Annotated in this window: 20 protein-coding genes; all 20 read left to right on the forward strand. The window is 40.5% G+C overall.

All coding sequences use genetic code 11. From position 1 onward, the window contains the following. Positions 1-65 precede the first annotated feature (65 nt). The 20 genes from G585_RS18660 to G585_RS0102325 all read left to right on the forward strand — a co-directional run bounded on the left by G585_RS18660 (position 66) and on the right by G585_RS0102325 (position 26235). Positions 66-1268, forward strand: a complete 1203-nt coding sequence (locus tag G585_RS18660; RefSeq protein WP_022772668.1) for an ATP-grasp domain-containing protein — start codon at positions 66-68, stop codon at positions 1266-1268. Next, positions 1265-3193 carry a pseudaminic acid cytidylyltransferase gene (pseF, locus tag G585_RS20040; RefSeq protein ID WP_051142950.1) on the forward strand — a complete coding sequence of 643 codons (1929 nt, stop codon included), beginning with the start codon at positions 1265-1267 and terminating at the stop codon, positions 3191-3193. Before G585_RS18660 ends, pseF begins: the two co-directional genes overlap by 4 nt. After that, on the forward strand, positions 3194-4267 hold the full coding sequence (gene pseI, locus G585_RS0102240; protein WP_022772669.1) for a pseudaminic acid synthase: 1074 nt from the start codon (positions 3194-3196) through the stop codon (positions 4265-4267). A gap of 12 nt (positions 4268-4279) precedes the next feature. Further along, a complete protein-coding gene (locus G585_RS0102245; protein ID WP_022772670.1) occupies positions 4280-5365 on the forward strand; it encodes a PseG/SpsG family protein in 1086 nt (361 codons plus the stop codon). Beyond that, positions 5362-6426 carry a glycosyltransferase family 2 protein gene (locus G585_RS0102250; protein ID WP_022772672.1) on the forward strand — a complete coding sequence of 355 codons (1065 nt, stop codon included), beginning with the start codon at positions 5362-5364 and terminating at the stop codon, positions 6424-6426. Before G585_RS0102245 ends, G585_RS0102250 begins: the two co-directional genes overlap by 4 nt. Continuing rightward, positions 6423-7493, forward strand: a complete 1071-nt coding sequence (locus G585_RS0102255) for a glycosyltransferase family 52 (RefSeq protein ID WP_022772673.1) — start codon at positions 6423-6425, stop codon at positions 7491-7493. The genes G585_RS0102250 and G585_RS0102255 overlap by 4 nt, the downstream gene beginning before the upstream one ends. A 20-nt stretch (positions 7494-7513) precedes the next feature. Then, positions 7514-9262: an ABC transporter ATP-binding protein gene (locus tag G585_RS0102260; RefSeq protein WP_022772675.1), complete on the forward strand. Its 1749-nt coding sequence runs from the start codon at positions 7514-7516 to the stop codon at positions 9260-9262. Beyond that, positions 9259-10371 carry an acyltransferase gene (locus G585_RS0102265; protein WP_022772676.1) on the forward strand — a complete coding sequence of 371 codons (1113 nt, stop codon included), beginning with the start codon at positions 9259-9261 and terminating at the stop codon, positions 10369-10371. Before G585_RS0102260 ends, G585_RS0102265 begins: the two co-directional genes overlap by 4 nt. After that, positions 10365-12110, forward strand: coding sequence for a hypothetical protein (locus G585_RS0102270; RefSeq protein ID WP_022772677.1), 1746 nt, complete (start codon positions 10365-10367; stop codon positions 12108-12110). The genes G585_RS0102265 and G585_RS0102270 overlap by 7 nt, the downstream gene beginning before the upstream one ends. A 13-nt stretch (positions 12111-12123) precedes the next feature. Beyond that, the gene (locus G585_RS0102275) at positions 12124-12579 is read left to right on the forward strand and encodes a GtrA family protein (protein WP_022772679.1); all 456 of its coding nucleotides are present in this window, start codon (positions 12124-12126) and stop codon (positions 12577-12579) included. Positions 12580-12605: 26 nt separating this feature from the next. Then, positions 12606-13742 carry a dTDP-4-amino-4,6-dideoxygalactose transaminase gene (rffA, locus tag G585_RS0102280; RefSeq protein WP_022772680.1) on the forward strand — a complete coding sequence of 379 codons (1137 nt, stop codon included), beginning with the start codon at positions 12606-12608 and terminating at the stop codon, positions 13740-13742. 15 nt (positions 13743-13757) lie between these two features. Then, positions 13758-15521 (forward strand): hypothetical protein, encoded by a 1764-nt coding sequence (locus G585_RS0102285; RefSeq protein ID WP_022772682.1) that lies wholly within the window; start codon positions 13758-13760, stop codon positions 15519-15521. 32 nt (positions 15522-15553) lie between these two features. Further along, entirely contained in the window at positions 15554-16069 is a 516-nt protein-coding gene (locus G585_RS16815; RefSeq protein ID WP_022772683.1) for a GNAT family N-acetyltransferase, read from the forward strand. Next, entirely contained in the window at positions 16066-17010 is a 945-nt protein-coding gene (locus tag G585_RS0102295) for a glycosyltransferase family 2 protein (RefSeq protein WP_022772684.1), read from the forward strand. Before G585_RS16815 ends, G585_RS0102295 begins: the two co-directional genes overlap by 4 nt. 43 nt (positions 17011-17053) lie before the next feature. After that, positions 17054-18712, forward strand: coding sequence for a DUF6020 family protein (locus G585_RS0102300; RefSeq protein ID WP_155827712.1), 1659 nt, complete (start codon positions 17054-17056; stop codon positions 18710-18712). Positions 18713-18785: 73 nt separating this feature from the next. Beyond that, on the forward strand, positions 18786-21410 hold the full coding sequence (locus tag G585_RS0102305; protein WP_022772687.1) for an O-antigen ligase family protein: 2625 nt from the start codon (positions 18786-18788) through the stop codon (positions 21408-21410). Between the two features lies 1 nt (position 21411). Beyond that, the gene (locus G585_RS16820) at positions 21412-23349 is read left to right on the forward strand and encodes a polysaccharide biosynthesis protein (protein ID WP_022772688.1); all 1938 of its coding nucleotides are present in this window, start codon (positions 21412-21414) and stop codon (positions 23347-23349) included. Positions 23350-23372: 23 nt separating this feature from the next. Continuing rightward, the gene (locus G585_RS0102315) at positions 23373-24644 is read left to right on the forward strand and encodes a DegT/DnrJ/EryC1/StrS family aminotransferase (protein ID WP_022772690.1); all 1272 of its coding nucleotides are present in this window, start codon (positions 23373-23375) and stop codon (positions 24642-24644) included. Between the two features lie 20 nt (positions 24645-24664). Continuing rightward, a complete protein-coding gene (locus G585_RS0102320; RefSeq protein ID WP_022772691.1) occupies positions 24665-25279 on the forward strand; it encodes a sugar transferase in 615 nt (204 codons plus the stop codon). An 8-nt stretch (positions 25280-25287) separates the two neighbouring features. Continuing rightward, positions 25288-26235 carry a 1-aminocyclopropane-1-carboxylate deaminase/D-cysteine desulfhydrase gene (locus G585_RS0102325; protein ID WP_022772692.1) on the forward strand — a complete coding sequence of 316 codons (948 nt, stop codon included), beginning with the start codon at positions 25288-25290 and terminating at the stop codon, positions 26233-26235.

Consider the following 26235-nt stretch of genomic DNA (forward strand, 5'->3'; position numbering starts at 1 on the left):
AAAAGGTGAACAGCAAACTATATTGCGTCCGCTATGATATACTGTAATGTAAAGTGAGGATACGTATGAGAGCAGCAGTTATTGGCGCCAGCTCGGAGTCAATTTATACAATTGGAAAAGCAAAAGAAATGGGCATTGAAGTGGTTGCCCTTGACGGAGATCCTAGTGCTCCGGGACTTAAGGCAGCTGATAAGTCCTTTGTCGTAGACATAAGAGATGTGGAAAAAGTCCTGGAAGTACTTGATGAAAACAGGCCGGATGTGATCTTACCGGTGCCCATCGGAAGGTACCTTACAACTACAGGAGCTGTCAATGATCACTACGGACTTTGCGGTGTTTCAGAGCATGCAGCAAAGCTTTGCACTGATAAATATGAGTTTCACAGAATCTTAAGTGAGAGAGGGCTCAGAAATGCGGAGTTGTATCTCATTCCTGCAGGGTGTGAGTACAGCGACCCGGATGAGCTCAATGAGCAGTACCCGGTGGTGGTTAAGCCCAGATTTGGCTCAGGAAGCAGAGGGGTTCAGATCTACAACACGAAAGAAGACCTGGTAAAGGGCTTTTTACTGGAAATGCCATATGATGAGGATTACTGCATTGAAAGCTGTATAGAAGGCCCTGAATATGGAGTTGATGGCGTATTCACTGACGGGATCTTTCATCTGATCCTTCTTAGAGGTAAAAGAAATACACTTCCTCCTTACAGGGAATGTGTGGGCTACTATTCTGTAATCGAAGATGAGGACAACAAAGCCTTTTTTGAAAAGGTAAAAGACCTTATGCAGAAGACAGGAGAGGCCCTGGGCTTTAAGAATAACCTTATCCACGCTGATATCATCAAAGACGAAAATGGAAAGCCATTTATCATTGAGACATCAGCAAGACCATCGGGCCATAATCTTCACAATCTCTTTACCCCAATGGCAAGCGGAGTGGACGAGGTTGTAGAGTTCATAAAGTATGCCCTTCCTGATCTTGGAAGAAGATATGTTTTTGAACCCAATGTTAAAAAACATATGATCATCAGATATTTTGATTTTGAAAATGTCAGAGTAAATAAAGTGCCGGAGGAGAGGCTCCTTAAGGAGAAATATCCTCTGAAGGCATGGAATTGCAATATAGAAAAGGGCATGACCCTTGGAAAAGTGACAAATGGGGCTTCAATTATGGGAAGAGGCTTCTTTGTACTTGAAGGTTCATCAAAAGAGGAACTTGACCGTTTGTGTGATGAGATAAAGAGCGAGTTTGAAGTGGAGGAAATAGGGTGACTAGCGTTGCAATTATTACAGCCAGGGGCGGAAGCAAAAGAATCCCCGGAAAGAACATAAAGGAATTTTGTGGAAAACCCATAATTGCATATTCAATATCTGCTGCTATTGAAAGCGGAGCATTTGATGAAGTAATGGTCTCAACTGATGATGAGGCCATAGCTGAAGTTGCCAAAAAGGCAGGAGCAAAGGTTCCATTTATGAGGTCCAATGAGACTTCAGGCGATTTTGCAACAACAGATGAAGTTATCGCTGAAGTCCTAGGTGCCTATAAAGAAAGAGGCAAGGAGTTTGACAGATTCTGCTGCATTTACCCAACAGCTCCTTTTATTACGGCCCAGAGGCTCTCAGAAGCCATGAAGTGCCTTGATACCCACGAATCAGTTACACCTGTTACACAGTTTTCCTATCCTCCACAGAGAGGCTTTGTTATAGAAAACGAGAGGCTGGTGAGGAAATATCCTGAGTTCGCGACAACCAGATCTCAGGACCTTGAAAAGCTCTATCACGACAGCGGCCAGTTCTATGCTTGCAGAACAGATGCCTTTTTCAGGGATAACACAACAGACGTTGATGATATGGTCCCTGTTATCTTGAGCGAAGATGAAGTTCAGGATATAGATACCTTTGAGGACTGGAGAATTGCCGAGGAGAAGTTTAAAGCTCTCAGGGCAAAAAAGGAAAGAGCAGCTAGCGATGAGCATAGGCTCTTTGATGACGCCTCATTAAAAACACCTTATTATAGGATTGATGAAAGTGCTCTTGATGCGGATATCAATATGCTGAAAACCGCACTGCAGAGCAGCTGGAACAATTACATCTGTTCTTATTCAGTAAAGACTAACTCCCTTCCATGGCTCCTTGCCCACTTTAGGGATAACGGCTTTTTTGCTGAGGTCGTTTCAAAGGAAGAGTACGAATTATCCAGAATAATAGGCTTTAGAGCCTCTGATATTATCTATAACGGACCTATTAAGGACAAGGATACCTTTAGGGAAGTTCTTTTAAATGGTGGTCTTGTAAATATGGACTCAAGCTATGAGCCAGAATGGTTAAAAGAGCTGGCAGAGTCCCACCCTGATAAGACTTTTAACGTAGGTGTCAGGGTAAATTATGACATAGCAAAGCTTATTCCTGATGAAGTCCTGGCAGATGAAGAGGGAAGCAGGTTTGGCTATTGCTATGAAAACGGAGAGCTTGAAAAGGTAATAAACAAGATCAAAGCTCTTTCAAACGTAAGAGTCGCAGGACTCCACCTTCATTCATCAACAAAATCAAGGTCTACTGAGGCTTATAAAGCTCTGGCCAAAGTCGCTGTCTTTGTGGCAAAAGAGTATGACCTTTCACTTGACTATGTGGATATGGGAGGCGGCTACTACGGCGGAGTAGAAGGAAAGCCTGACTTTAGAGATTATGTACCTGAAATAGCAGGAGTTCTTTCAGAGTATTTTGATGTAAATAAGACAAAACTTGTTATGGAACCCGGTGTATCGATGGTTTCATCAAGCTTTAATTTTGTGACAAGTGTTATTGATACAAAGGACGTAAGAGAGCACAGATACGTAATAATTGACGGAAGCAGAGTCAATATGAATCCTCAGGTTACCAGAAGATGGTATCCACACAGGCTTGAGTATAAGGGAAAAGAGACTGACAGAGCCCTCATCCCATCACAGATGGTCTGCGGTTCTACCTGCATGGAATATGACAGAATGTTCCCAGTTGAAAATGCTGGTGAGTTAAAGGCAGGAGACAGAGTAGTGTTTACAAATGCTGGCGGTTATACAGTCTGCCTTACACCACTTTTTATACACTATTTTCCTGCGGTATATGTAAAAAAGAGTGATGGTTCTTTTTACGAAGCAAGAAGTCCATGGACTAACGAGGAATTCATGATGAGGAACCATTTCCAGGAGGGAATCTAAATGCCCAGATTTGAATTAAATCAGAGGATAAAGCTTGCTGATCACTACATTGGCAAGGACGACCCTGTGTATATCGTTGCTGAGATGTCAGCAAACCATAATAATGATTTCAACAGAGCAATTGAGATAATACATGCGGCAAAAGAGGCAGGAGCAGATGCAGTAAAGCTTCAGACCTACACAGCCGACACAATGACAATTGACAGTGACAAGAGCTATTTCCAGATAGATGGCGGAACCCTTTGGGATGGAAAGACACTTTACAAGCTCTATCAGGAAGCCTATACACCATGGGAGTGGCAGCCAAGGCTTATGGAAGAAGCCAACAAGCTTGGTATGGACTGTTTTTCAACTCCTTTTGATAAGACTTCCCTTGATTTTGTGGAAGCGATGAACATGCCTGCCATTAAGATCGCATCCTATGAGATCACGGATATTCCCCTCATAAGGCTCTGCGCAGCCAAAAAGAAGCCTATGATCCTGGCAACAGGCGTGGCAAGGATGGACGACATCAGACTTGCGATTGAGGCCTGCCTTCAGGAAGGCAATAAGGACATCATTTTACTTAAGTGTGTTTCAGCTTATCCAACGCCTTACGAGGACGTTAACCTCAATATGATCCAGGGGCTTTCTGATGAATATGGCTGTATCATGGGCCTTTCTGACCATACAATGGGAGGAACCGTTCCTACAGCAGCAGTAGCTCTTGGAGCCAGAATGGTTGAGAAACACTTGACACTTAGAAGAGCAGATGGCGGAGCAGACAGCGCTTTTTCAATGGAGCCTGAAGAGTTCGCCGATATGGTAAAGAGCATCAGAATAGTCGAAAAAGCCCTTGGAAGCAGGGATTATAAACTCACTCCATTCCAGGAAAAGGAAAGAGAAGGAGCGAGATCTCTTTTCATAGTTGAGGATATCAAAAAGGGAGAGGCACTTACCCCTGAAAACATAAGGTCCATAAGACCTCAGCAGGGAAATGGCCTTCCTCCTGTAGAGTATGATAATGTAATAGGTAAGATAGCTTCAAAAGATTTGTTTAGAGGTGAACCACTTCACAAAGAAGATTTTTGCTGATATGGAGGCATAATGGGAAGCAAAAAGATCTGGATCAAAACAAATGCAAATGAAACAATCGCCCTTGGCCACATGCGAAGATGCATGACTATTGCAAAAGAGCTTACTGACCTTGGCGCAGACGTTTTTTTTATTCTGTCTGATGAAGAGAGCCATGATATTTTGACCTCTTTGTCCCAAAAGGATGGAGTAAGCTATGAGGCAAGAGTCCTGAATACAATCTTTGCTAATCCCATGGAGGATTTCAAGGTTTTAGAGGATATGCTTGTTTCAGAAAATCCGGATTTCTTTTTAATGGACTCCTATTATCTTGAAAAAGAGTTTTTTGATAAGTTAAACAAGATAATTAAAAAACATTCGTTATCCACAAAAACCGGATATATAGATGATCTCTACAAGTTTGATTATCCGGTTGATATGGTAATAAATTATGATCTTGAGATTCCGGATGGATTTTACAGCGCAAAAAAGCAGCTTCTTGGAGTTAAGTATTCGCCCCTTAGAAGTCAGTTTGCAAAGAGCGACTACGAAGTAAGGGAGCATGCAAGAAAGGCTTTCCTTTCATCTGGTGGGACCGACCCATATCATGTGATAGGAAATATTCTTGAAGAGATATATTCTGAGAACAGCCCATGCAGAAAGGTGCTTGCTTACAACGATTTTGGATGCCTTGTCATTGTGGGAGACCTTTTTGATGAGGATTATAAAAAGCAATTAAGAGACTTTGCTGCAGCAAATCCGTCAGTTACCCTGTATGAAGGCGTTTCAGATATGGCTGATATCATGAAGCAGGCAGATCTTGCAATTTCCGCAGGAGGAACCACGCTTTATGAACTCTGTGCAATCGGCGTTCCGACTGTGGTCTTTAGCATGGCAGACAATCAGATGGAATTTGTAAAGGCCTTTGATAAGGCCGGAGCAGTAAGGTATGCAGGAGATGCCAGAAGTGACCACAGGCTGGTTCAGAAAATAGCTACCTGGGGCACAGCATCTGTTGATAATAAAGGCTTTAGGAAAAGAATGAGCGATAAAGCTAGAAATCTTATAGATGGCAAGGGGGCATCAAGAATTGCCCGGGAGATTTTGGAGTTGTTATGAAACTTAGTATTATAGTGCCTGTTTACAATATGGCCGGAGACGGAAAACTGGATTTTTGCTTAAAAAGTCTGGTGAATCAGACAATTTCAGATTATGAGATCATAGCGGTTGATGACTGCTCTACAGACAATTCCTATGAGATATTGCAGCAGTTCCAAAGAGATTATCCAGGCAGATTCATAGCTGTTCATTCACCTGTTAACCTTCACCAGGGCGGAGCCAAGAACATTGGCCTTGCCAGGGCAAAGGGAGAGTGGCTTGGCTTTATTGATGCGGATGACTGGATTGTTCCTGATTATTACGAGAGACTTATAAAAAGAGCCGAGGAAACAGGGGCAGACATGGTTGGATGTGACTACTGTCTCACAGATGAACACAGCTTTAAAGTTGGGAAGATAGTCCACAGCAACAATGATACGCAAACAGGCCTTATGGATAAACAGCGCTATAAAAACCTTCTTCTTGAAACCGGAAGCCTTGTAGTAAAGGTTTATAAAAGAAACCTTATAGTTGGAGATTATGAGCCGGGAACCAAGGACAAGCTTCAGGTGTTCCCTGAAAATATTTTTTATGAAGACAACGCCGTAAGTAATACCTGGATGCTCAGGTCCAAGCACTTTGAGTACATACCAGAGCCAATGTATTTTTACTACCAGCATCAGGCATCAACTGTCCACAGTATTTCTAAAAAGAATCTTGAAGACAGAATGAGCGCCGGAAGGCAGATAATACAGGAAGCCAGGGATAATGGCTATTTTGAGGACTATAAGCCAGAGATAGAATTTCAGTATACAGTGTTATTTTATGTTAATACATTATTCTCAGCTATGCCAAAACAGTCCAGGCTAAAAGGGTGTTACTCTTTTACCAGAGCAATTGCAAAAGAAATGAAGGAAACATTTCCGAATTTTCAAGATAATCCATACTATATAGAAAAAATCCACCCTGAGGAGAAAAAGCTTATAGCTTATCAAATGAAATCACAGCTGTTTTTTTATCTATACTACAGACTGCTTTGGTTCTACAGGAAATTAAGAAGCGGAAAAAAAGAATTGAAATGAAAGACAGAATATATGTATGCCACACCTTTTATCATGTGTATGTGGCTTGTTTAAAGGAATTTCAGATTGCAGACGGTGGAAAGGCCACTTTGGTGCTATCCAAGATGTCCAATAATTTCGGCAAAATGGTGGAGAGAGCTAAAAAGAGCCCCATATTTGACGAAGTTTACGAATACGATGAAAAGCTTGATACTTTTTTTCCTGAGCTTGCGCCTCTTAAGGAAAACTCCGGTAACATCGCAATAAATATGCTTAAAAGGATAAAGTTCTGCAGAAGGTTTGGCCAGCTCCAGGAGCAGTATGTACCTGTGGACTTTAAGGATTATAAGGAAATCTATGTTTTCTGTGATTCCGATCCTATAGGGTATTACCTGAATTATAAAAAGATAAGGTACCATGCCCTTGAGGATGGTCTTGACTGCATAAGATACTATGACACTGCAAGGTACGATAACAGAGGCCACTTTAAGTTTAAGGCCTTTATGGCATCCCTTGGACTTATCCACATTCAAAATGGCTATGGAAGATTTTGCATCGATATGGAAGTAAATGATATATCCGTGCTTAAATACCCATGCCCTAAGTATGTGGAACTTCCAAGAAAGACCTTAACTGACAGGTTAACTCAACAAGAAAAGAACCTTATGCTGGAGCTTTTTGTGGATAACCCAAAAGAAATTCAGGAAAAAGTGGAAGGAAAGGGAAAAACTCTCCTTGTTTTATCGGAACCTTTATGTGACCTTGACACGAGGGCTAAAATATTTAAGGATATTATTCGTGATTATGGAACAATAAATGGTCAAAAAGCAAGCGTTATTATAAAACAACATCCAAGAGATCTGTTGGATTACAAGAAGGAATTTCCTGATGCTTGCCTTCTTGATGGTTCTTTTCCAATGGAAATGTTAAACTTCATTGAGAACGTTAGATTTGACAGACTTGTCTCTGTATACACAGTTGTTGATTCCATTCAATTTGTGGATGAGAAGATTTATCTTGGAGATGACTTCATGGACAAATATGAAGCTCCTGAGATACACAGACAGAATGAGGCTATAACAGATTAAAATCAGAAGGGTTTATTTTTATGCGTAAGATTTACAAAAAGGTTATGAAGCTCCTTGATGCCAGACAAAAGAGGCAGATGGTGGGCATAGTTATAATGATGCTTATAGGTGGTGTTCTTGAATCCATGGGAATAGCTCTTATAGCTCCTGTTATGCAGGTGGTTGTTGACCCTGAGCAGATCCAGAAGAGCAAGGCGCTCTCATTTATTTATAACCTGTTTGGTTTCACATCTCCAACACAGCTGGCAGCTCTTATTATGGTAATGCTCATTCTTGTGTTTATAGTTAAGAACGTTTTCCTTTACTTCATGAATGTTGTGCAGCTCAGATTTGTATATACCAATCAGTTTGCCACATCAAGGCGCATGATGATCAACTTCATGCAAAGACCTTATGAGTACTATTTAAATGCTGACACAAGTGTCATTCAGAGAAACATAACCTCTGATGTTAATAACATGTATGGCCTTATCCTCAGCAGCCTTCAGCTTATCAGTGAGATAATCGTATTCATCTGTCTCGTAGCTATCCTTATCAGCCAGGATGCAGAGATGACAATTACGATCGCAGCACTTCTTGTGGTTGTATTACTTGTCATCAAATATTTTATCAAACCTGTTATGACCAAGGCAGGACAGGAGAATCAGGATTACTACAGCGGACTTTATAAGTGGATCGATGAATCTGTTACAGGTATAAAAGAGATCAAGATTGCCAATAAAGAAAACTATTTCATTAACGGATATGCAGACTGTGGAGCAGGCTATGTAAATGCTGTTCAGAAGTATAACCTTTATAATTCAACACCAAGGCTTTTGATAGAGACTATTGCTATTGCAGGAATGGTTGGATATATGCTTGTTGTTATGGCAAGAGGAACAAGTCTCACACAGCTCCTTCCACAGCTTACAGTCCTTGCAGCTGCTGCAGCAAGACTTCTTCCAAGCGCTAACAGAATTAACAACTACCTGACTTCAATTGCTTATTTTGAGCCTTTCCTTATGAATGTAAGTGACAATCTTCAGATGGAGATCCATGATGGCTCAATTTCATATAACAGTGACGATTACAGGAAAAAGAAAGAAGTTGAAAAGCTCCCTGTGCTTAAGAGCATCAACCTCGATAAGATATCCTATAGATACCCTGGAACTGACAAGCTAATTCTTGACAATGCCGACATGGAGATACCTGTTGGAAAGTCAGTTGGTATCGTTGGAACATCAGGCGCCGGAAAGACAACTATCGTTGATGTTATGCTTGGACTTTTAAAGCCTGTTAGTGGCCACATCTATGCCGATGGCGTTGACGTAATGGAGCATTATCCACAGTGGCTTAAAAACATTGGATACATTCCTCAGACAATCTTTATGATCGATTCAACTATCAGAAAAAATGTAGCTTTTGGCTACGCTGATGACGAAATTGATGACAACAAGGTATGGCAGGCTCTTAAAGAGGCATCACTTGACGAATTCGTAAGAAGCCTTCCTGAGGGTCTCAATACCAAGATAGGAGAGCGAGGAATCAGACTTTCAGGTGGACAGAGACAGAGAATCGGCATTGCCAGAGCTCTTTTTGAGGACCCTGAGGTACTTGTTCTTGATGAGGCAACATCTGCCCTTGATAATGAAACAGAGGCAGCAATCATGGATTCAATCAACCGCCTCCATGGCAGAAAGACTCTTGTTATCATTGCGCATAGGCTTCAGACTATTGAAAAATGTGATATGGTTTACAGCATAAATGACGGAAAGGCCGTGATCAAATGACAAAAAGAAATGCCAGCTTTGAACTGTTGCGAATAATAGCAATGGTTATGATATTGGTTCTGCATTATAACGCTCACTGTGATACACTTCTTCATCTAGGAGAGAATGTTACAGGAGTTCAGGCATATGCCACTATCTTAGAGGCATTTAGCATCATGGGACTTAATACCTATGTTTTTATAAGTGGTTATTTCATTTCCGGATCAAAGGTCAAAGTTAGCCGTATCCTTCAGCTTATTTGTCAGGTATACTTTTATACCATACTCATTTCTGTTGCTATGATGATCGCAGGAACATATGTGGTTCATCCGGCTGACAATATTTACAAGGTAGCTCAGTATATTTTCCCAATATCTTCTGAGCACTACTGGTTTGTAACAGCTTATGTAATCATGTATGTTTTGGCACCTGTACTTAATGCAGGTATACACAACCTTTCAAGAAGGCAGATGAAGGCAGTTATCATAGGACTTTTAATATGGTTCTGTATTATAAAGAGCTTTGTTCCTGTAATGTTTGTCACAGATCATTATGGCTACGATTTTGGATGGCTTATAGTTATTTATCTTATTGCGGCATATATCAGAAAGTATGACGTCAGAGTCTTTTACAATGCCAGAAACAGCATGATAGTTTTTTTGGCATCGGCTTTTATGATCGCAGCAATGAGCTTTGCTCTTCATCATATTAACCTGATGACAGGCGGACTTATCTATTATTCAGAGGTGCCGTTCCATCATAATTTCTTTTTTACTTTGACAGGTTCACTTGGATTATTCTCTTTCTTTAGATATTACAGGGTAAAAGAGAATAAGATTGCGGATATTATCAGATTTATCGCGCCATTTACATTTGGCGTTTATCTTTTGCATATGCATGTTGAGATGAAAGACAGATGGGTTGAGTGGATAGAGCATCTTATTGGTGAAGTTCCAACTTACAGCGTTCCTCTCTATGCCCTTCACATGGCAGCTTCAATCGTGATCATATTTGCGGCAGGTATTTTTGTTGACTGGGTTCGCAAGATGATATTTGAATACGTTGGCAGAGTCTTGCATGATACTTGGCTCTTTAACAAAATAAGACAGTTGGATCAGGACTTATGTTAAAAAATATCAGAAGCTATTTTTATAATTTAAAAAAGTATCAATTACCGCTGGAAAGATATTTCTTTCCGGTGGTTCTGCTATTATACCCTTTAATTGGTGTCAATCAGGGACTTGATATATCTGACACCATGTATTCCCTTACCAATTATGAATATATAGAGACTCTAAATCCTATGTGGCTATTTTCCACATATTTAAGTAATGTATTCGGTGCAGTGATAATGCACTTCCCCGGTGCAGATACAATGCTTGGATTTAGCATATATTGCAGCTTTGTTACCAGTGTGATTGCTTTGGTTTCATACTATTTTCTAAAGAGCTTTATGCCTGGATGGATGATCTTTATCGGCGAGTTTATCGCAGAGAGTATCTGTTTTAGCCCGAGAGTTATTCTTTATAACTATCTGACATATCTTTTCTTTACTTTGGGGACGGTTTTTCTTTTGCTTGGAATATTTGCCTGGAAAAGGCAAAACCTTTACCTATTTATTGCAGGTGTTTGCCTTGGACTTAATGTCATGGTCAGGTTCCCCAATATTGTTGAGACTTCACTTATTCTTGTTCTGTGGTTTTATGGATATATAACCAGGGACAAAGTGCAGGAGATACTTAAAAAGACCGGTGTTTGCATACTCGGATTTCTAGCAGGATTTGCAGTGCCTTTTATATTTACAGTTGTAAAATACGGCGCAGCTTCTTATGTTTCAGGTATCATGGGATTGTTTGGCATGACAGAAGGTGCATCTGACTACTCATCAGGTGGAATGATAGGCCTTATTCTTGAAGCTTATAAGACAACGCTTTCTAACATGGCAATAATGGTGCCTTGTGTTGCGGCTGGAATCATCATGTTTCTGCTTGTCCCTGAGAAATATGTAATGATAAAAAAGATTCTTTTTATTGGCGGTATTCTGATTCTGACAAAGTACTATTTTGCGACCGGGGTCTTCACTAGAAATTACTATTACTATGACTCAATGTTCCAGGCAGCCATGATGTTTATCATATCTGGCATTGTTTTGTCTGTTATAGGCAGCCTTGGGATCTTAAATGGAAGCAGACAGGAGCAGACCCTTGCCTTTACTGCACTTATGCTTATACTTGTAACCCCTATTGGCAGTAATAATTACACATTCCCAATTCTTAACAACTTATTCATTATCGGGCCAATAGTTCTTTGGCTCTTTAGGAGAATGATGCAAAGAGCAGGTGAAGCACATTATAACTTTGCCTGGGAAGCAATGTTTACCTTTGTTCTCATAGTTCTTTTTATACAGGGAGCTCTTTTCCATTTGGGATATTCCTTTATGGATGGCGCCGACGGAACAAAGCGCGAAAGCCTGGTAAGCATTGAAAAAGCTAAGAATATGGTTACTACGCAGTATAACGCTGATACTTTGGAGGAACTGTCTGTTGTCCTTAATGAAAATGACCTCCAAAATACCAAGGTTATTCTTTTTGGCGGAATTCCGGGAGTTTCCTATCTTTTTGACATGTATCCTGCAATCGATACAACATGGCCTGATCTCGATAGTTACAGCGTTGATAATTTTGACAAGCAGCTGATGGATTTATCAGTTTCAGCTGAACCTACACCTACGATAATCATAGGAAAAGACATGGCTGAGTATGCCAACATAGGAATGAAGTATGATATTTTATTGGACTATATTGTAAATCACGATTATAATAAAGTCTTCGAGGGCGATCGTTTTATTGTATTCGCCGAAAATAGATAATAGGAGTAGTGTTATGAATAAACTTTTGGCACAGATAGCTAAGTTTGGTGTTGTAGGTGTTATTGCCTTCATCATCGACTATGTTATTTACAGAATATTTAATGTAGTGTTTGAATCTACAGGTTTTAGCAATGTATTTCCACAGTATTACCTGCTCTCAGCACTTCTTGGTTTTACAGTATCAGTTATAGCCAACTATATCCTCAGTTTTAAGTTTGTATTCGAGAGAAAAGAGGATATGAGCAGGAAGAAAGAGTTTGTTATTTTCCTTGTTCTTAGTATCATCGGTCTTGGGATCAACGAGATATGTCTTTTCATTGGATTCGATGTGATCTACCTGAACTGGCCATGGCTTCAGAGCTTTATGAGTGCAGGTTTTGCTAAGGACGTTTTCTTTAAGTTTGGTGCAACAGGCGTAGTTATGGTATATAATTTCATATCAAGAAAGATATTCCTTGAGAAGAAGTAATTTGCTTTCGAAGAAAGGCTAGAATCATGAGAATCAATTTTAATGTTCCGCCATTTACAGGAAAAGAGTTTGACTATATTAAAGAGTGTGTAGAAGCTCAGAAAATTTGCGGAGATGGTAAGTATACAGCTCTTGATAATGAATGGATAGAAAAGAAGACCGGAGTATCTAAGGCGCTTCTTACTACATCCTGTACACATGCAACAGAAATGGCTGCTATTCTTGCAGGAATAAAAGAGGGCGATGAAGTTATCATGCCTTCATTTACTTTTGTTTCAACTGCTAATGCATTTGCTCTTAGAGGAGCCAAGATAGTATTTGTGGACATCAGACCTGATACCATGAATATTGATGAGACCAAGATCGAAGCAGCCATCACAGAAAAAACAAGAGCGATCGTACCTGTTCATTATGCAGGTGTAGGCTGTGAAATGGATACTATCATGGACATAGCAAAGCGCCATAACCTCCTTGTTATTGAGGATGCAGCCCAGGGCGTAATGTCTACATACAAGGGTAAGGCACTTGGAGCTATCGGTGACTTTGGTAACTACAGTTTCCATGAAACTAAAAACTATAGCATGGGTGAAGGTGGAGCACTCCTCTTAAAAGATGAAACCTATGTTGATGATGCGATCATTATCAGAGAAAAAGGTACTAATCGTACACTTTACAAACTTGGTAAGGTTGATAAATACAGCTGGATCGAGCTTGGATCTTCATATCTTCCAAGTGATATGAACGCAGCATATCTCTATGCTCAGCTTCAGCTTGCAGATGAGATAAATAATAACAGATTAAGATCATGGAACAGGTATTATGATGCTTTCAGAGATATGGCTGAAAAGGGACTTATCGAGCTTCCTTATGTGCCTTCTGAGTGTGTTCACAATGCTCACATGTTCTATATCAAGTGTAAGGACTTTGAAGAGAGACAGGGCCTTATCGATTACCTTAAATCCAATGATATTCTACCTGCTTCTCACTATATTCCGCTCCACTCTTCCAAGGCAGGACTCCGCTTCAGTGAGTTCAGGGGAGAGGATAAATACACTACCAAAGAGAGCGAGAGACTCCTTCGTCTTCCTATGTATTACAATCTTAAGGATGAAGACCTTGACGAAGTTGTTATGAGGGTAAAGGAGTACTATAGATTTACTTAAATTTGGAGTCAGACTATGGGGAATACATCAAAAAGCTTAAATATAAAAGGGAGTGCAGCAGCTGCTTTCCTTGTTATGCTCTTTAATGCTATTGGTGGCGACTACTTTTTTGACTTAAACGATGATGTCCTTATGAAGGATATACTCTCCGGCGCTTATACAGGTGTGCCGGAGGGACACAATATACAGATGCTGTATCCGATAAGCGCCTTTATTTCTGTACTTTACAGAGTATCAGGCGCTCTTGACTGGTACGGCATCTTTTTATGTTTGCTCCAGGCTCTTTGCGTATTTATCATTACTTACAAAGTGCTTGAATTTGCAGAAGATTATAAGCTTTGGCTATTGTCTCTTGTTTCAATCATATTTATGATGCTGGGGGTAGTAGGGGCACACTTCTTGTTTGTTCAGTATACTTTCACTTGCGGCTTTTTATCGGCAACAGCTGTTATCTTAATTTTCTCTCACAGGGAAAAAGACAAAAATCTGTATTTGGCAGCTGTACTCATAGCAGTAGCATATTTACTTCGCTCGGAGATGCTTCTTTTGACACTTCCTGTTGTAATGGTGGGAATGCTGATAAAATGGGCACTTACAAGAAAAGAGTTCTTAAATTACTTGAAACTCCTTGTTTCTATCATACTTATAATTGTCGTAAGTCAGGGCATCCACAAAATAGCCTATTCATCTGCTGACTGGAAGGATTTTACAGATCTTTTCAACGCCAGGACTGAGCTCTATGATTTTCAGTATATTCCTGATTACGCTGAGAATAAGGAGTTCTATGATAGCATTGGTCTTTCCGAGAGCGAGCAGCAGTTACTTGTAAACTACAATTTTGGACTTGATGATGAGATAAATGCAGATACTCTTTGGGCTGTTGCTGAGTATGCAGATAAGCTTAAGACTGATGAGATCCCGCTCCCTGCGCAGCTTCGTCAGGCAGCAGGCAAGTATTTATACAGACTAAGGCAGATTTCTTTTCAAAAGAGCTTTGAATATCCAATGACAGATTTTCCGTGGAATATTGCAGCGTTCATTTTGTACCTTGGAGTCCTGTTAATGTATCTTTTCCCTAAAAATACGAGGGAAAATAAAACCGCGCTTTTGGCAGTTGCTTTGATGGCTCTTTTATTTGCGTGCAGGACAACACTTTGGCTTTATATAATCGTACGAGGAAGAGACCCTATAAGGATCACACACCCGCTTTATCTTATGGAGATTGTAGTTCTTTTGGAAATGCTGTATTTAAGGGCGCCAAAGAGCCTTAAGATAGCCATGGTAACACTAACTGTGCTTGCGCTTGTTTCCTTTGCGTCAATTCCTAATCAGATATTTGTTTTAAAATCTGAGATGGCTTCCAGAGAAAAAATGCGTCAGCATTATGATGCGCTCTATGACTATTTTGCAGACAACAAGGATAACTTTTATTTTATAGATGTTTACACAAGTGTTTCCTGTGGCGAAGATATGGTGGAAGGAGAGACATTCTTTTCAGAAAAAATGTTTAAGAATGTGGATAACTCCTATGCCAATCATGATCTTATGGGAGGCTGGGCTTCAAAGAGCCCACTTACAGCCAAAAAATTCAGAGCCTTTGGCTTTGATTCCATGCAGGATGCGATACTTCTTGATAATGTATACATAGTTCAGAATAAGTCTGAGGATATAAAATGGCTATCTGACTATTACATTGAGAAAGGCTATGATATTCAGATCATAAATGTGGACACAGTTGCTGACGCTTTTGGAGTCTACAAGGTCAGACTGGCTGAATAATGTATCAAAAATGTTTTTATTGGAGAAAAGAGATGTTGATTGCCGGGGAAAAGGTGACTCTGCGCCTTATGACAAGAGAAGATACTGACCTTATCGTTAAGTGGCGAAACAACCCCAGAGTCAGGGACAATTTTGTTTACCGTGAGACATTTACTAATGAGATCCACGAGAACTGGATAAAGACAAAGGTTGAGACAGGAGAAGTTGTTCAGCTTATAATATGTGAGAAGAACAATAATGCCCGTCCTGTTGGAAGTGTCTACTTTAGGGATATTGATAATGAGGCACACAGCGCGGAGTATGGTATATTTATTGGAGAGGATGATGCCATTGGAAAGGGCTATGGCAATGAGACTGCTGTCCTGGCGACCAGATATGCAAGGCAGGAGCTGGGACTTACAAAGCTTATCCTCAGAGTATTTACCTACAATGAGGCAGCGATTAAGAGCTACGAGCATGCGGGCTTTGTTAAGGTAAAAGATCTCCCACTGGTTGAATGCAGTGATGGGGAGAAAAGTGATATGATACTTATGGAGCAAAAAATATGAAAAAGAAAACAGTAAGTTTTGTGATTCCGTGTTACAGATCAGAGCTGACTCTGGAATCCGTTATAAATGAAATAGATGAGACTATGGCAGGGATGGATTATGACTATGAGATCATCCTTGTTAATGATGGTTCTCCTGACAATACCTGGGGCAAGATCCAGGAAATAGCAGCTAAAAGAGCTGATGGGAAGGTCCTGGGCATTAATTTTGCCAAGAATTTCGGGCAACATGCAGCCCTTATGGCGGGCCTTAATAATACCAAGGGCGACTATGTTATCTGTCTCGACGACGACGGGCAGACTCCTGCTAATGAGGTCGGAAAGCTTCTTGCGGCTCTTGAGGGAGATGCAGATGCAGTTTATGCAAGATATGGCCACAAGCAGCACAATCTTTTCAGAAATTTTGGAACTGCCATGAACGAATGGATGGCAAGCGTGATGCTTGGTAAGCCAAGAGATCTTTTTGTATCAAGCTACTTTGGTGTGAGAAGATTTGTGGTTGAAGAGATGGTAAAATACGAAAGCTCTTACCCTTATGTAATTGGTCTTGTACTAAGAAGCACCAAGAATATAGTAAACGTAGATGTTAATCACAGAAAAAGAGAAGTTGGAACAAGTGGATATACTTTTGCAAAGCTTCTTGGATTGTGGATAAACGGCTTTACTGCATTCAGCATAAAGCCTCTTAGAATAGCAACTCTTTCAGGCAGCATATTTGCATGCCTGGGATTTATGTACGGAATATACACGATAATAAAGAAATTTGTAAATCCTAACGTGCCGGTGGGATTTTCAGCTATGATGAGCGCAATCATATTCATAGGCGGAATGGTTATGCTCATGCTTGGAATGGTTGGAGAGTATTTGGGAAGAGTATATATATCTCAGAATAAAAATCCACAGTATGTCATAAGAGAAACAACTTCCCAAAAAGAGGAATAAACAGATCAGTTTTGGGGGCGTTTAAGTGTATTTGGACAAAAGAATGGGGAACAAAAACATAAATAAGATTAATTACAGAGCCTGGCTTATGTCAGGCTTATTTGGCATATTGACAGGATTTTTTCTTGTGATAGGTTATCAGCTTGAAACTCTTGATAAGGTGGATATTTCTGACAAGAATGCGATGCTTACCATGGTCTGTCTTATGATGGTTATTGCAATAGACACCAGATATGTATGGCGAAACTACGAACAGGCCCACAGCGGTCAAAAACTCTTTGGCCTCTTTCCTCTTAAGAGTGCATCACCACTTGATACTTCAGATAAAAAGATATTTCTTTCAAAGGAACATTTATTCACATGGGGAATCTTAGCAGCCCTCGGATCGGTGGTTTTACTGGCTGAATTTCCCGGATTTTTTGTCTATGATGCTCAGGAAGAATTAAATGAAGTTCTTACCAGGACTTTTACTACACACCATCCGCTCCTTCACGTTCTGCTACTTGGTGGTACAATTGCACTTTTTCACAAAATCACCGGTTCCTGGAACCTTGGCATATGTGCATATATCTTTTTGCAGATGCTTGTTATTACCTGCATCTTGGCTTATGTCATCGCCTATATGCAAAAAAGAGGCATCGGGAAAAGAAGCATCATTTTGTGGACTATCTATTATGGCGCTTTTCCAACGATTGTGATGTATACCCTCTGTTCAAGCAAGGACGGACTCTTTTCGGCCATGCTCCTTCTTTTGACAGCCTTTTTAGTGCAGCTTTTGGACAATACAGAGGCGTTTTTGAAAAATAGAAATAAATGCGCCGCCTTTATAGCGGCGGCTGTTCTGATGCCATGTTTTAGGCATAATGGTTTCTATGCTTATCTGGTATTTGTGCCGTTTTTGTTGTTTTGTTTTAGAAAAAAGCTTTCAAAGGCCATTATTATCATAACAGTAACGCCTGTTATCCTGTATCTTGTAGTAAATACGGTGCTTTCAGTCACACTTACAACAAGCACACCACATCATCAGGAAATGCTTACAGTTCCGATCATGCAGATGGCAAGGGTTTATACCTATGACAAGGAGAGTCTTTCAAAAGAAGATATTGAGATACTTGAATCCTTCGTTCCTGAAGAGAACCTGTGTAAATACACACCAAGAGTCTCTGACCTTGTAAAGGTAGGCTTTAACAATGAGCTTTACGAGCAAAACAATGCAGCGTTCTGGAAACTGTACTTCAAACTTTTTAAGACACATCCTATGACCTATGTGAATGCCTGGTTTCTGACTTCCTACGGATATTGGTATCCACCGGCCAACATAAATGTCTATAAAGGTACCACAGTTTTTACATTTACCTATGATGAAAGCTCCTACTTTGGCTACGAAGTAGAACTTCCCGGAGAACGACACAGCCTAATTCCGATGATCGACAAGTTCTACAGGTACATATCAATCGGTTCCTTCCATACAGACCACAAAGTCCCCGCACTGCTGTTTTCACCGGGACTGTTGATAATTATTTATTTGTACGTAATCGCTTACAGACTTTATAAAAAAGATTACAAGAATATACTGCCTTTCCTGCCTATACTGATGGTTTGGCTTACTGTGATCCTTGGCCCCACATATCTGGTGCGTTATGTGGTAATACTGTGGTTTGCTTTGCCTTTGCTGCTTGACACAGGAAGTACGCAGATTTGATAAGCCAGGGCCTATATGTTATTATTAAATGATGGTGTTTTGTGCCATTTTTTGAGAAAAGGCTTGATTATATATGAGAAAAGTTATAGATAAAAAAACAGCATGCAGAGTGGTAGTACTCTTATTGGCTCTTTTAGCCGTGCTTAGCATATTCCCGTTTAGAATTTGGACAAAAGTCGACAGCTTCTCTGCAGGAGGAGAGATTGTTGATCAGTCCGGGATGATCAACATTGAATCCAGACTGTCCCAGAAATTTGTTACCCAGTATGAACGACTGAGCTCAATTGATGTTTATGTGACTTCAATGAATAAAGGCAGATATTTGGGTGTGACTTTAATGGACAAGTACTACGGGGAACTGTTTTATGCCTATGTAGATACTTCCAAATATCAGCTTCCTGGTTATGTGACAATTCCTATCGAGTATGATGTTGAAGTAGGAGAAGAGTATTACTTATCTCTCACAGGATGCAGGTCAAACTTTAATCTGGCCTTTGAGACAGTGCCTGATACATCTGCATATGTAGGCAGCTTGTATTTTAATGGACAGGAGATTCCTGCCCGTCATTTAGCTGCTACCTACAATTACAGACTTCCGATTTCAAAGTCACTTTCAGTAGAACTTATAGCAGGAATCGCAGGTTTGGCGATTATACTGTATGTTTTGACAGGTTTATATTTCAGAAAAAAACCTGAAAAGAATTCGCTTGTTACAGTAAGACAGGCACTAAAGACAGTGGCCAATCCGCTTATTGTGCTGGTATTTGGCGCACTTATGATAATGGTATTTCCTTTAAGACTCTTTGATATGAGAGCTGTGGATATCATTTTTTATGAGATAGGTCTTCTGATCAGCGCGGGAATTGCTTTTTATGCTGTTAATCACAAAAGCATTAAGCAAAGTGTTGGTGTATCATTCTGGGATGAAATAGATCCTAAGAGCAAAGTGGTCTATATACTTATGATGTTTTCAATGGCAATGGCCATCTGGTATGCCTGCGATTATATGAATGATCTCTATGATATTTACCACACTTTATCAGAGAGAAGGATGCTCATATGGCTCCTTGTTATGATCATTCTTACACTCAGCTTCAAAGAGCTCATTAATATATGTAATATTGTATGGCTCGTCGGATCAGTTATATATGGAGTTCATTACTATCAGGTCAACGCACTTGCGGATACTGAAAAAGAATATGATCTTCACAATATGATCCTTAAATATGGAATTATTATTGTGATCCTTGGAGGCATACTTGTACTTAACTTACTAAGGCTCATAGCAGGATATATTAAAAAGAAAATTTCCGGTGGAGACAAAAATGGGGCCAAAGGTTTCAGACTTTCTCCATATGGAATTCTTGTGTTGGTATTTCTTGCTTCAATCGTCATTATGCGAAATACCAGATGGTGGGGAGTAGCACTGGCAGTAACTTTTACCTGCCTGTACATAAGATTGTCAGTCTGGAAAAACAGGAAAGACTTTATAAAAATCGTATCTGGCGGACTTATGATGAACTTTGCGATTTCACTTGTATTTAGCCTGTTGCATCGCTATTTTGCGGGTTTTGTAAGTGGTCGCTTTGGATTCCTTTTCCACACAGTCACAGTAACTGCTGAATATTTCACTTTCCTGGGAGCTGTGGCAGCAGTTCTTTTGACAGCGAAAATAGTAGCACTTCCTGATGGAATAGGTATTAAGCAGGTGATAAAATCTGCCTGGAAAGAAATAGTGCTCTTTGGATGGATAGCGTCTTATGCTGTATTTACAGTATCAAGAACAGCTTATCTTGCTATGGGAGTGTGTATTTTACTGGTGCTTGTAGTAACAGCAATCAGATATAAGGGTGAGTTTTTCAGGATGCTTCTGGTCATGATAGTGTCAGTTATTGTATGCTTCCCTGCTGCTTTTACGCTTCAGAGAATTGTACCTGCTATGGTTGCAAGACCTGTGGTATATGCAATTGACGACACTGATCAGTTTATTAGAGGCGGAGCGGCCTGGAACAGTCCGAACTTCATGTGCGTTGAGAGATTTGCCAATCTTTTTGCGGGTAAGATTCTTGGAATTTCGGTTGGCGACTATAGTTATCCTATAGACATTAACAACTTTGATCCTGAAACCGGTGATCCATATTTTGATTTTTATGGCAACGAATATGAGGGCAGTGATGAGCAGCAGCAAAAGTATGGCTTTGTAACTGACTATGACAGAGACGGGCTTTTGGCCAGTGCTGCTATGACCAGGGCTGAACTTGCAATACTGATGCTCACAGAGGAAGTCAATGAGTATGTTGATTCCTCTAACATAATTGATGTACTTTCAAACGGCCGTATCACTATATTCAAGTCCTATCTAAAAGAGCTGAATCTTAAGGGACATGACGAAATGGGAGCTGAGCTTCCAAATGGAGAAATAGCTGTACATGCTCACAACACCTATATACAGGTTGCTTATGACCATGGCATTATTGTAGGCATACTGTTTATTTTGTTTGTGATCTGCGGTATTATTACCGGAGTTTCATATTACAAAAAAGAGAAGAAAGAACCTTTGGCCCTTATGCCATTTGCAGTTTTACTCGGATTTGCAGTTGCAGGTATTAGTGAATGGGTATTTATGTTCAGCAATCCTATGACACTTGCTCTGATGCTTTCAATTGCGCCACTACTATTTGAAAAAAAGGCAAAATAAAATGAGTAAAGAAAAAGAACCATTTAACTATCAAAAACTTTATAGACGAACAGGTCTGATAATATACGATATCATAAGCATTATAGCGGCCAGTTATATTGCAATTCTTATCAGATATGAGTTTAGGATCGGAACGATTCCAGATCATTTCCTTGATCCTGTAACAACGTTCCTTCCACTTAATATCCTGATAACTCTGGTAATGTTCTATTTCTTTAAGCTGTATGATAGCTTGTGGGCTTATGCAGGAGAAAGAGAAATGCAGAACCTGGTCATGGCCTGTGTCCTTTCAGGTGTGATCAATGCTATAGGACTTCAGTTCTTTAAGTCAACGAATCAGCCGGTTCCACAGAGTTATTACTTTTTGTACACGTTCCTGCTTATAACACTTATCTTCTCAAGCAGGTTCTCATACAGATTTTTGAGGAGCCAGAAGCACAGGGCAGAGAACAAGCACAACTCCAAGTCAGTTATGATAATTGGTGCAGGAGAGGCTGCCAACATCATTATCAAAGAGATCATTACAAGTAACTATTCCACAATGTCCATCAAGTGCATCATCGATGATGACACTGCGAAGTGGGGTAAATATATTCAGGGAATCAGAGTAGTTGGCGGAAGAGACAGGATCGTTGAATGCGCAGATCTCTATGACATCGACGAGATCATCGTTGCAATGCCTTCAATCTCAAGACAGGAACTCAGGAAAATCCTTGATATCTGTAAGAACACTGACTGTAAGCTTCGTTCACTTCCTGGAATGTACCAGCTTGTTAATGGCGAAGTAAATGTATCAAGACTTCGTGACGTAGAGGTAGAGGACCTTCTTGGTAGAGATCCTATCGCAGTTGACCTTGATTCTATCGCGGGCTATGTTAGTGGCAAGACTGTCATGGTCACAGGTGGTGGCGGATCCATCGGATCTGAGCTTTGTAGACAGATAGCACAGCATTCACCCAAGAGACTTATTATTGTTGATATTTATGAGAATAATGCCTACGACATTCAGCAGGAGCTTAAGACCAAGTGCCCGGATCTGGATCTTGTAGTTCTCATTGCATCAGTTAGAAATACATTAAGGATTAATACTATATTTGAGCAGTACAAGCCGGATATTGTATATCATGCAGCTGCTCACAAGCATGTTCCGCTTATGGAGGACAGCCCTGGAGAAGCTATTAAGAACAATGTATTTGGTACCTGGAAAACAGCCATGGCAGCAGCCATGAACGGCACCAAAAAGTTCGTTCTCATTTCGACAGACAAGGCTGTTAACCCGACAAATGTCATGGGAGCCAGCAAAAGAATCTGTGAGATGATAGTTCAGACCTTTAACAAGCACTATGACACAGAGTTTGTTGCAGTAAGATTTGGTAATGTACTTGGTTCAAACGGTTCAGTTATCCCGCTGTTCAAAAAACAGATTTTGGCAGGAGGCCCTGTTACAGTAACAGACCCTAACATTATCAGATACTTTATGACAATATCTGAAGCTGTTTCACTTGTCCTTCAGGCAGGAGCTTTCGCAAAGGGCGGTGAGATATTTGTTCTTGATATGGGAGAACCTGTGAGGATCCTTGATCTTGCAGAGAATCTGATCAAACTTTCCGGTTATAAGGTTGGAGAAGATATCAAGATTGAATTTACAGGACTTCGTCCGGGAGAAAAACTCTACGAAGAGATGCTTATGGACGAGGAAGGGCTTCAGGATACAGCTAATAAGATGATCCACATTGGAAAGCCAATCGAACTTGATGAAATGAAGTTCTTTTCAGAGCTTGAAAGGCTCCACAAAGCCGCAAGAGCAGAGTCTCCGGATATTAAGCTGCTTGTTCGTGAGATTGTTACAACATATCATCCGACAGATAATGAAGATGACAAGACCGCAGAGCACATGGAAGCTTTGAAGAAAGCAGCAGAAAAGATCAATGAAGAGTAAAGCATTTGCTGAGGTTAGATATCATGGAAATAAAAAGATTTGAGAAAAAAATATATCTTTCATCTCCTACAATGCATGGAGATGAGCTTAAGTACATGCAGGAAGCTTATGAAACCAACTGGATGTCAACTGTTGGAGCCAATATCAATGAGACTGAGAGACTTGTATCAGAAAAGATCGGCTGCAAGGACGCTGTAGCTCTTTCCTGCGGAACAGCAGCTCTTCATCTTGCAATTAAGCTTGCAGGAGAAAGACTTTATGGACAGCCAAAGGTTGGACATGGAAGCCTCGAGGGCAGAAAAGTATTTTGTTCAGATATGACATTTGACGCAACAGTAAATCCTGTTGCTTACGAAGGTGGCGAGGCAGTATATATCGATACTGAAAGAGATACCTGGAACATGGATCCGGTGGCTCTTAAGAAAGCTTTTGAGATTTATCCTGAAGTAAAACTTGTAGTAATTGCGCACCTTTATGGCACTCCGGGCAAAGTAGATGAGATCAGAAAGATCTGCGATGCTCATGGTGCTCTTATAGTTGAGGATGCCGCAGAGTCTTTTGGTGCAACATATAAGGGACAGCAGACAGGACTTTTTGGCGATTACAGTGTTATCTCTTTTAACGGGAACAAGATAATCACAGGATCAGCAGGCGGAATGTTCCTGACAAATAATGTAGATGATGCCCACAAGGTTCGTAAGTGGTCAACTCAGTCTAGAGAAGACGCAGCGTGGTATCAGCATGAGGAGCTTGGATTTAACTACCGCATGAGCAATGTAATTGCAGGCGTAGTAAGAGGCCAGATGCCATACCTTGAAGAGCACATCGCGCAAAAGAAAGCCATCTACGAGAGATACAAAGAGGGTTTCAAGGATCTTCCTGTTACAATGAATCCATTTGACGCCGAGAACAGTGAGCCTAATTTCTGGCTCTCATGTATTCTTATCAATGAAGATGCAATGTGCAAGCAGGTTCGAGGAGAAAAAGATGTTCTCTATGTTTCAGAACCTGGAAAGAGCTGCCCTACAGAAATTCTTGAAGCAATCGCAGCTATTAATGCTGAAGGCCGCCCTATCTGGAAGCCAATGCATATGCAGCCTATCTACCGCATGAATGGCTTTGTGACTGCAACAGGAAACGGGCGAGCAAGAAGTAATGCCTACATCAAGGAGACAGGCTTTGAGGATGTTGGAAGCGACATCTTTGACAGAGGACTTTGCCTTCCAAGCGACAACAAGATGACCCCTGAGCAGCAGGATGTGATCATCGAAGTTGTTAAGAGATGTTTTGAGTAGAGCACTTGCCGAGGTATTTTATGTACAAAAATTGTATAAAAAGATTACTTGATATCCTGCTTTCTCTTCTGATACTGGTGCTTTTTTGCTGGTTATACCTTATTTTGGCAGTACTTGTAAGGGTTAACCTTGGAAGCCCGGTACTTTTTAAACAGGCCCGCCCTGGCAAGGATGAAAAGATTTTCAATATGTATAAGTTCAGGACCATGACAGACAAAAAAGATTCAGAGGGTAACCTTCTTCCTGATGAGCAGAGAATCACCAAGTTTGGAACCTTCCTTAGGAAAACAAGCCTGGATGAGCTTCCTGAGTTCTTTAATATCTTAAAGGGAGATATGAGTTTTATAGGCCCAAGACCACTGCTGGTTAAGTATCTGCCTTACTATAACGAGAGAGAAAGACTCAGACACAGTGTAAGACCGGGACTTACAGGTTATGCACAGGCTCATGGCAGAAACGCGATATCTTGGGAAAAGAAATTTGAATACGATATCTACTATGTGGAGCATCTTTCATTTGCCACAGATATCAAGGTTATCATTGATACAGTGAAAACAGTTCTGTCTCATGACGGAGTAGTTCTTAATGCGCTTCCTGATTTTGATGATTACAGAAAGCAGCAGATAAAAGAGTGAGTCAAAACATGGATATGACACCGACCTATAAACTTAATAGTGCTGAGTTTCCTTCTCTGTATGTCAAAAGAGAAGACATGATCCCTTATTCTTTTGGTGGAAATAAGGCGAGGAAGGCCATTGACTTTTTTCAGGATATAGATAAGGGCGACTATGACTATGTAGTAACTTATGGAAGCAGTCATTCGAACCACTGCAGAGTTGTGGCAAATATGGCCGCAGAGCGAGGTAAGAAGTGTGTTATCATCGGACCTTCCGAGGTCAGTGATGTGACTTACAACAGCCGAATGATGGAGCTGTTTGGTGCAGAGATAATAACAGTTCCGGTTGATAAGGTCAGCGGGACAATTGATGACAAACTCGATGAATTAAAGGCTGCAGGCCATAAGCCATATTTTATTATGGGCGGAGGCCACGGCAATATCGGCACCTACGCTTATGTAAAATGTTATCAGGAAATAAAAGAGTTTGAGCGTGCAAATGGTATTTCTTTTGACTATATCTTCTTTGCTTCGGGCACAGGCACCACACATGCAGGCCTTGTATGCGGACAGCTCAAAAATGAGGACGACAAAAAGATCATAGGCATTAGTATAGCCAGAAAAAATCCTCGTGGAAGAGACGTTGTAATTGACAGTATTAGGGAATTTCTTAAAGAAGAACCAGGTACATACCTTGGAAAAGAAATTACTGAACAGGATATTCAGGATAAGACCATTTTCCTGGATGATTATACAGGTGACGGATACGGCGAAGGAAATGCTGAGATCCAGAATGTGATTCAAAAATCACTTGTTATGTATGGAATGCCGCTTGATAGCACATATACAGGCAAAGCATTCCTTGGAATGGAAAAATACATCAGGCATTATGATATAGCAGATAAAAATATCCTGTTTATACATACAGGCGGAACACCGTTGTTTTTTGATGATCTTGATAAAATACGGAGGTAG

It is taken from the genome of Butyrivibrio sp. AE2015 (assembly GCF_000420825.1).
Taxonomy (GTDB): domain Bacteria; phylum Bacillota; class Clostridia; order Lachnospirales; family Lachnospiraceae; genus Butyrivibrio.